The organism is Chryseobacterium echinoideorum, assembly GCF_007474535.1.
Taxonomy (GTDB): Bacteria; Bacteroidota; Bacteroidia; order Flavobacteriales; family Weeksellaceae; genus Chryseobacterium; species Chryseobacterium echinoideorum.
The window spans coordinates 1-8,408 of sequence record NZ_VKNW01000021.1; the positions used below are offsets into that span (position 1 = coordinate 1).

An 8,408-nucleotide genomic window follows, 5' to 3' on the forward strand; every position below is an offset into this window, starting at 1 on the left:
GAATATATCTTTTAGATTATTGAGCCCCAAATGTTCTCTCATCCCTTTTGCTTTTTTTGTAAATTTATTACTTTACAAACATAGGAGTCACAGGCTTTGTGCAGCAGGGATATTCTAAAATGGAAAACAACCAACAGGATATCCCTGTTGATAAATTGGTTTTTGTCGCTAAACATTTCGGGATTTCTGTTGATGATATTATTTTCTTCAATGAAAAAAACAATGTTCCCAACGAAGTTTCTATGGAAGATACCGCAGTTCTGGAGCAACTAAAACTCATTAACGAACTCGACACCGAAGAAAAAAACATCCTCCTAAAACTTATTGAAACTTTCGTTTCTAAAAAACGTTTTAAAGACTATCTACAGAAAAATATTGCTGCTCTATAAATAAAGAAACCCATCGCAATTGCGTTGGGTTCTCTTTATTTATCCGCTCAAAGTCACAGACTTTGCGCAGCGGGAGAGTTTTTCTTATCTACCCAAAGTCATTACTTTATGTCGTTGTATTTATATTATTTTGTAATGCAAGTTCTTTTATCCTGTAAACTTTATCATCTTCATTAATAAGCCCATCTTGTATGTCAATTAATAATTCTTCTAATGTTACTTTATAAAGATTAGCTTCATTATTAGATAAAAAACCGATGATTTCATTTAAAGCATTATCATAATCTTTTAATTCATAAAATGATAGGTATTTTATTTGCGATGCATATTCATTATTGCTATTCTTTTGTAATAATATATCAGCAAAATGAATTGCTAATTCATACTTTTCAACTCTATATGAAGAATATGAAAGTAGCAATAATCTATAACGCTCATCTTTTGGGGATAATTCATTTAAATTATTTAAAATATCAATGGCTAATTCGTATTGATCATTATCAATCAAATCTTTACTCTGTTGTAATTCGTTAATCATATTTATGCAGATAAATTATAATAATCAATTATATTTTGCTTCTCTTGTTGGCTTCTCTTATTTTTCCTTACTTCTTCTTCTGTCTTAGAATTTGGAGAAATGGGTTTTTGTGTATTAATATTGTCTTTTTTAACCTTTGGTTCAAGCAATATTTTAACGTCTAAATCATCTAAATTATTAAGATCAATTCTTCTCAATGCATTTTTAAGATTTTGTTGAGATTTTTTAACCGATTGTATTGCATTTTGCTTTGATCCTTTAGGAGCATTTCTTTTTAAATTTTCTTGTGCTCTGCTTATTCCCTCCATTTTATCGTTAGCTCTCTGAACCTCATTTTCATATTTAACCCTTTCATTTGATTTTTGAGCACCTTCAGAGGTTTTAGATAATGTCTCCGATGTTTTTCCGGTTGCTTCGCTCGTCTTCGTAGCAACTTCTATAACAGGACTTGGTTTTATATTCGATCCGCCTTCAAGTAAAGGCATAAACCTCATTAAACCACCAAAAAAAGGACCGCAACATTGTTCGGAGTTTTCATCTTCGACAATCACATCTTCATTCTCTCTTCCATCAGGATCAATAAATCTCAAAGGATTATTGTAAGCATAGGTATAAGGCGACCAACGTCTGGAAGTTTCCGCCAACGGATCCACCACACCCCATCTTCCTATATCCGGCATGTAAAAACGTGCTCCGTAGTCATACATTCCGGTCTCCTGCAGTTCCTTTCCGTTGTACTTGTAATTTTTATAACTTCCGGTTCCAAAGTAAGCGTTTTCTTCGGCGTTTCTGATAAAACTCATCCCGAAAGGATAGTAATCGTTGCTGTCGGTTACCAATAGCTCGTTCCCATCTTTTTTATAGCTCATTCTCACATTTCCCAAATGATCTTTATACTGATAAATATACTCATTATTTTCGAAATCGTAAAATCCTTCTGCGGTCGGTACAAATTTTAGCTCGTTTTGATAATTGATCTCATTAAGAAATTCCGTAAAAGCTTCCATTTCATAAGCATTGCCGCCTGCATCCTGAAACATCCCCCAAAGCTCATCTCCATTGGATGTTGCGTAATGAAACCCATCAAGATATTCTGTGGATGATGCATACATTTCGCCATTATCTCCTGTTGCCAGATAGTTTTTCCTCAGTTTTGTGCCATCTGCACGGTAAAAATAATTGATTTTTTTGTGATTGTCGTTGATGTCGATCTGTATAGGGAGGTTCAGGTAATTGTAGCTGATAAGATCCATCATTTTATCGGGCATAGTGATCATGTTGCCGTTGCTGTCATACTCTATTTCTTTTCCGCCGCCTTCATACCCGGAAGGGTTTGTTGTTCCGTCATTTATGGTAATGAGCCTGTTTCCGTTGTACTCGTAAGACAATTCGTCTATCATCTCCAGAGAGTTTCCATAATGGGAAGGTGCATTTCGTGCAAGTGATGTAATATTGCCGTTGACATCATAACTTGCCCATTCATTATACAGATCTGCAGAGAGATTGTAGGTAAAAGGTTCCGAAAAACCAGCATGTTGCAATCTGTTGAGGCGATCGTATTCATAGCTGTATCTTCTTATATTCGGCGAACTTGCATGGTTTTTCACCCAATCAATTTCAGCAATATTTCCGTTGAATTTTGGAGCAGCATTTACCGGATCGGTATATTTGATTTTGTATCCAAAGAGTTTTCCGTTTAGATTCTCAGGATCATTAGTCCCAGTCATCCACCCGCGGATGTTGTAGGTGTAATCAACCGTTTGAAGTGGCACAGAAGCCGTTCCGCCGACTTTTTTGGTTTTGAGTTGCGAAAGCTCGTTGTATTCGTTTTGAGCGAGATATTCAACAGGATTATTGTCAATCTTATGCGTATGAGCTAACAGCCTGTTCTGATGATCATATGTAAAGTTTTCGGTAATCACTTTTTCGGTATCGGAATCTAGCCTTTTGTGCCGGGTAATGGTTTGTTTGGTTACCCCTGCAAAATCAAGCTCAGCTTCTGTTTTGGTGTATCCTCCGAGATGATTGATGGAGTGGGTTCCGATAACTCTTCCTTTGGTATCATACCACGTGTAGTTCTTCGTCCAGTTATCATCTTCAATATTTTTGACATACGAAGCGGTTGGAAGAGATTTGGTGCTGATATTGGAATTCTGGGCATCCTGTGGCAAAACGGTCTGACCCAAAACCTGTGCTGGAATAGTGGGACTTCCTTGAGGATAAGTGTCGTAGTAGTTTACCGACAGCAACTGATAAATGTAAGTAGGAAAGGCACTTGAATTGCTATATCCTACTGTTAATCCGTTTTGAGTGAAAGAGCCGCTTGCTTCGTTATTGTTAGGAAAGTTAAAATCAACATAGCCCTGAATGATTGATCGCCCATTGGGGTCGGCTGTAATTCCAGTATAAATAGGTCTGCTAAATTTATCGTATTTTGTAAATAACCATCTTTTATCCGGTCTCATATTAGCATCCTGCGTCATGATCAATCGGTCTGCTTTATCATACACCATATATTCCCAGCCTTTTCCGGGAAGCTTTTTTTCCACCAGCCGATTTCTGCCATCGTAGCGGTATTGGTAGCAAAGATTATTGAGTGTGGTGTCGTCAGGTGTTGCAGCTGAAGCCAAAGGCGGGATAACAAACGCCAACTGATTGTATTCATTATAAACGTAATAAGTATCTGCACTTTGGGTGGCGTCAAGCATTTTCCGCACCAACAAAACCTGTCCCTCCCCGTTTTTGAACTCTATGGTTTTGTTGCCATCTTCATCGGTCACCGTGTTTTTGTACAACTGAGCCTGTGCATAATTTGTCGCTTGGGTGAGCCCGGATTTTGTGGCTCCGTTTTCCCAGGTGGTGGTGACGGTGTATTTTTTAACGGCATCGGTGGTGCTGTTGGCATCATATTCAAACCCGACAGGCTTATTGTTCCATGCATTTCCCACCTGTTTCTGCTGAAGCAGACGGTCTAAAGGAGAATTTTCCAAAATCTTTTCGGCATAGATTTTCTCCGAGCCGTAAATCGCGGGGTTGGAAGCGTAATCCAACGGCGCAGTAAAAATGCTGCCGTTGGCTGTGAAAGTTTGCGGAACAGGAAGATAGTCCCTCACCTGTCTTCCAAAACCATCATATTCGATATGCGTAACAACATCCCTTCCCAGTGGTGATGCTTTTATATTCACCACCTGTTTTGGTCTTCCGAGACCGTCAAAGTACTGAACGGTTTCAGTGGTTTTAGGATTGGAAAGCGTAGGGTCGGAGAGATAGGTCTTCGAGTATACATAGTTTTCGGTATTGGTCAGCTGAGCTTGGGAAAAGCCTGCAAAAAATAGCGCGCCGACCGAGATTAATATTTTTTTCATATTTGTTAGTTTTTGTCGTATTGGAAAGAATTGATTAAAATTGCAGAGCCTTCAAAATCGGCTCCATTGACTGTTGCAAATACGTATCCATTTGATTTAACTAAAAATGACCAATATCTGTCAACTCCATTGCTTGTTTCATGATATGAAAAATTCCTGTCAGAAGTTGGAGCTAGATTAGTAGGTATATAAGCAATATAACTCCCTTCTTGACGGTTATAAGTTGGAAGAACAGTAAAAACTAAATATCCTGATACTGTGTTTCCATTTAGGCTTAGGTTTGAAGTATGCAACTGAATGGTTGATAAGCCTGTAAAGCCGTAACTGGAAGGTGAAATACAATTGCCATATAAGTTAGCATGATTTTGACCGTTTTGATTGACGTCGTTCCAAACTTTAGTTCCCAAATCATTTGCACTAATTAAAGATTTATATGTTCCGGCAGGAACAGTATATAAGTATATATCTCCTATTTGACCATTAGTGCAATTGTTTCTCAAATACAGGAATTTACGTTCTTCATTAGTTATTTCTTCAAATAAAAAGGGATAATTTCCAGAGTTATTGGTAGTATAATTATATTTATATTCTTTGAGAATTTTTCCATCTTTATCTTTTACCTTGGCAAGGCGGTCTAGTTTATCATATTGATAATAAGTATTTATTCCATTAGGAGCTGATTCAGAATACAAATTGCCCTTAACGTCTTGTGTATAAGTCGAAATTAAAGCTTGGGGATGAGCTGCCTTAAAGGTCGCAAAAGAAAGTATTAGCTCATTATTGAAGCTTTCCATATAACTATTAGGATTTTGCATAAAAGTCTGAGCAGACTGACTATCGAAAGCAGGTGATTTACGAATGTTAGCGACTGATTGGGCAAAATCATTTTGTTGTAATCCAACTACCTTTGATCTTAGAAATTGCCCTCTTTCATCATAAATATAAGATGTATACTTATCATCATTCTCTTTTAATTCAATAAGATTACCGTATGGATCATATTGTGTAAAGTTTATTTTTTGAGCCACTGCTAAAGTATCTTTAATGTCATATTTTTCGTAGTAGTCGATCGCATACGAATTAATATTACTATTTAAAAGTCTGTAACTTAATTTTTCTTTATCAATTAGTTTATTATTTTTAAACTTTCTGGTTGAAGAAATTAATCCAAAAGGTCTATTAGTACAGTCACCATTTGTACAGTTAAACTCGTAATCGAACTTGTTTTTTACAATTTGTCCATCTGCCGAAATGACTTCATTTTTAACATTTCTCCTGCTTCCAGAATAAATAGCATTACCATTTAAAAAGCTTGAAGGATAATCTTTATTGTAATATTTCTCAGATTGTACAACCGTTTGTCCATTTAGATAATCCGTTGTTGTTTTTTCGATCAAATCATAGTCCCCAATATAGTGATCATATCCTGTTGCCCAAGCAACACCTACAGCTTGAGTATAATACGGTCCTGTAAAGGCAAATGATTTCGTATTAATTGTTGCTGCGCGTGCAAACATATTATCAACATTATCTGTTCTATAGTAATATTCTTCTTTTCTTAAAATATTTTTTGAACTATTAAAAAATGTTCTTTCCTTTAATAGACCTCTTTTGTATGCTTTTGAATTTTTGGGATCAAACATGGATTGTGCTTGATTAAGAGTAGTCGTATATGATTTATCTATAAAATCATTGTGACTTGTATATTTATTTTGGATATAGCCTTTGTTTACTAAGTTTCCGTTTTCAACTGCCTCATCAACTTCAATAACATTATCATATAAAATATGTCCTCCAGTACTGTTAGATACTGGAATAAGCGGGTTGATACTTTTACTGAAAATTTGTACGGAACAATTGGAAAAATTAATCGAACCATTCGAACAGTGTAGTACTTTTGCATTAAAGCCTGAATAATTCATCACAGGCTTAAATTCCAAAAAACCACTTGAAGATTGATCTGTAAAACTGTTTTGGTATAAATATGTTTTTTTGGTATAGTTCAATTTATTGAAATCAGGGACCTTTGTGATACTCTTTATTCTTGTTCCTCCTGTAATACCAGTTGCCGGCATAAGGATAATTTGATTACTACTGTATTCCTGGTTGCGACCAAATGTATTACGTTCATAAATTAATTTATCAAAACCTCCTGTGGGATAAAATATAGTGTTAAGCATTCCGATATACACCAAGTCATTATCTTTAGTTTCTCTATTACTAATTTCTCCGTATTCAAATCTGTTATAATTTGTATAAGAATTATAATATCCATAGGAATCTATCCCTCGCCATAAAAGATTAGGAAGAAATGTTTGCGTCAATTGGAAGTTGTTGAGAGTTGATAAATCAGTACCATTATGATTTTGTGTACCATTTGTATTATATTGAAACTTATATGCAAGAGTTTGGTCTTGTATTCCATTAGTGTCGTTTGCGTTCATTGAAATGGAATTAAGAAACAATCTTTGTACAGGATTATTTACGTAATTAAATAAAAATTCTTTATGTGTTGGAGCATTATTAATTCCTGCAAACTGTCCGTCAATTCCAATATTAAATGAAGTTACAGTTTTAACTATCTTTATTTTATCTAGCTTTTTTCTTTCAGTAAATTTTTCTAAGTCACTCCAAGATTGACCTATAATTCCAATAGGCAAATTCTGATAAAAGTTTGAAAAAAACAGTCCGAATCTATTGTTCCAATAATAATATCCGTCTGGCGAATGATTAATATAAAAATAGCTAAGCATTGGCTCTGTAAAATAGTACAAAGATTCATTCTTAGAATAATTAAAATATATCTGGGTTGTATTGTTATTATAATTAATCTGTTTAAGGTAAACAGGAGAGATTAATGAACCTCCACCAGCAAAATTGATTCCTGTATCAGAAAGGGTAAATGTTCCTGTAGCTCCACTGCCAGATTGTGATGGAATATTAACAAATGCTGAACTTGACTGACCTACTCCATCAAGATGTATAATAGGTTTCCCTCTTTCATATTCGAAATTTAAAATTGTTTTCCCATTTCTATTTCTTACTTCTTTTAAGTACCAAGATGAAGGAAAAACATCATTATCATATTGGGCATAGAAGGAACATGAATATTCTATTGAATTATTATCTGATCCAAAAATATATTCATTCCCTTGATCATCTCTCAATGTTATTTTTCCAATAGCTTGCTGTACATAATGATTACCAAAATTAAAAAAAAAGTGAGGCTTAATTAAATCTGTTGAATTTATTTCAATAGAAATATTATCATTTGAAGAAACTTTCCACTGTCCATCGTGTCCCATATAAAATTTGCCGCTTTTTCCAAGAAAATTAAAAGTAAATTCATCTGGTTCAGAATCAATAATGCGATACTGCAAATTACTATTTAGTAGCTGATCTTCTGCTAAGGATTGGAGTTTTTGATTATTCCATATAGGGAAATTCATTTTTTGTCCATTAAAAAGAAAGCCTACATTTACATATCCAATATAGGAGAACTGTTCGTTGCTTGTTTGCTCAGTAATTTCATATTTACTTTCATCAGCAATGTCCTTTATGGTTCTTGTTATTACTCCTCCTGAGGATAAACTCCAATTCTGACCAACAACACCTCCAGGATTATTAATTCTAAGACCTGAAGTGTCATAATTTAAATTTAAATTCATTGGAATTCCTTCCACATTATCCTCTAATAATGGTAAAGATATGGCAGCTTGACCGTACGCAGATATTGGTGGTGTTTCAACGTATTTTGCTAACAAACTCGCATCAGGTGATTTGATGTCTTTTGGCATATTTAGTAATTGTCCATTATAAAATAATGAAAAAAAAATAAAAATGATAATATAATTTTTCATATGATTTTTGTATTTATTTTTTAACGATTTTCGCATTCGCGGTTTTATTATCATTGGTTTTCACCACCACCAGATAGGCTCCCTGAATGAGATTCTGCGTATTAATCTTGGTGATTTTGTTTTTTGTTTTCAGGCTTTGCAGCTGTCTTCCGCCCATGTCGTAAATAATGATCTCAGCCTCTGACTTCCCATCACCCGGCTTCCAGCTTCCGGATTCCATTCCAATCTCTACATAACAGTAATCACTCACCGGATT

General features: G+C 34.9%; 5 protein-coding genes. 1 reads left to right on the plus strand and 4 read right to left on the minus strand.

What is annotated here, in order from left to right; all coding sequences use genetic code 11:
- Positions 1 to 119: 119 nt before the first annotated feature.
- Positions 120 to 389: an XRE family transcriptional regulator gene (locus tag FOL89_RS17295; RefSeq protein ID WP_144283999.1), complete on the plus strand. Its 270-nt coding sequence runs from the start codon at positions 120 to 122 to the stop codon at positions 387 to 389.
- 106 nt (positions 390 to 495) lie between these two features.
- Here the strand turns inward: FOL89_RS17295 and FOL89_RS17300 are convergent, their stop codons facing one another.
- The 4 genes from FOL89_RS17300 to FOL89_RS17315 form a co-directional block, all read right to left on the minus strand.
- Positions 496 to 927, minus strand: coding sequence for a hypothetical protein (locus FOL89_RS17300; RefSeq protein ID WP_144284000.1), 432 nt, complete (start codon positions 925 to 927; stop codon positions 496 to 498).
- Between the two features lie 2 nt (positions 928 to 929).
- Positions 930 to 4,292, minus strand: coding sequence for a DUF6443 domain-containing protein (locus FOL89_RS17305; RefSeq protein WP_144284001.1), 3,363 nt, complete (start codon positions 4,290 to 4,292; stop codon positions 930 to 932).
- Between the two features lie 5 nt (positions 4,293 to 4,297).
- Positions 4,298 to 8,089: a DUF5977 domain-containing protein gene (locus tag FOL89_RS17310; RefSeq protein ID WP_185147007.1), complete on the minus strand. Its 3,792-nt coding sequence runs from the start codon at positions 8,087 to 8,089 to the stop codon at positions 4,298 to 4,300.
- A gap of 76 nt (positions 8,090 to 8,165) precedes the next feature.
- Positions 8,166 to 8,408 (minus strand): T9SS type A sorting domain-containing protein (locus FOL89_RS17315; RefSeq protein ID WP_144284003.1); only part of this gene is annotated, 243 nt, incomplete at its 5' end.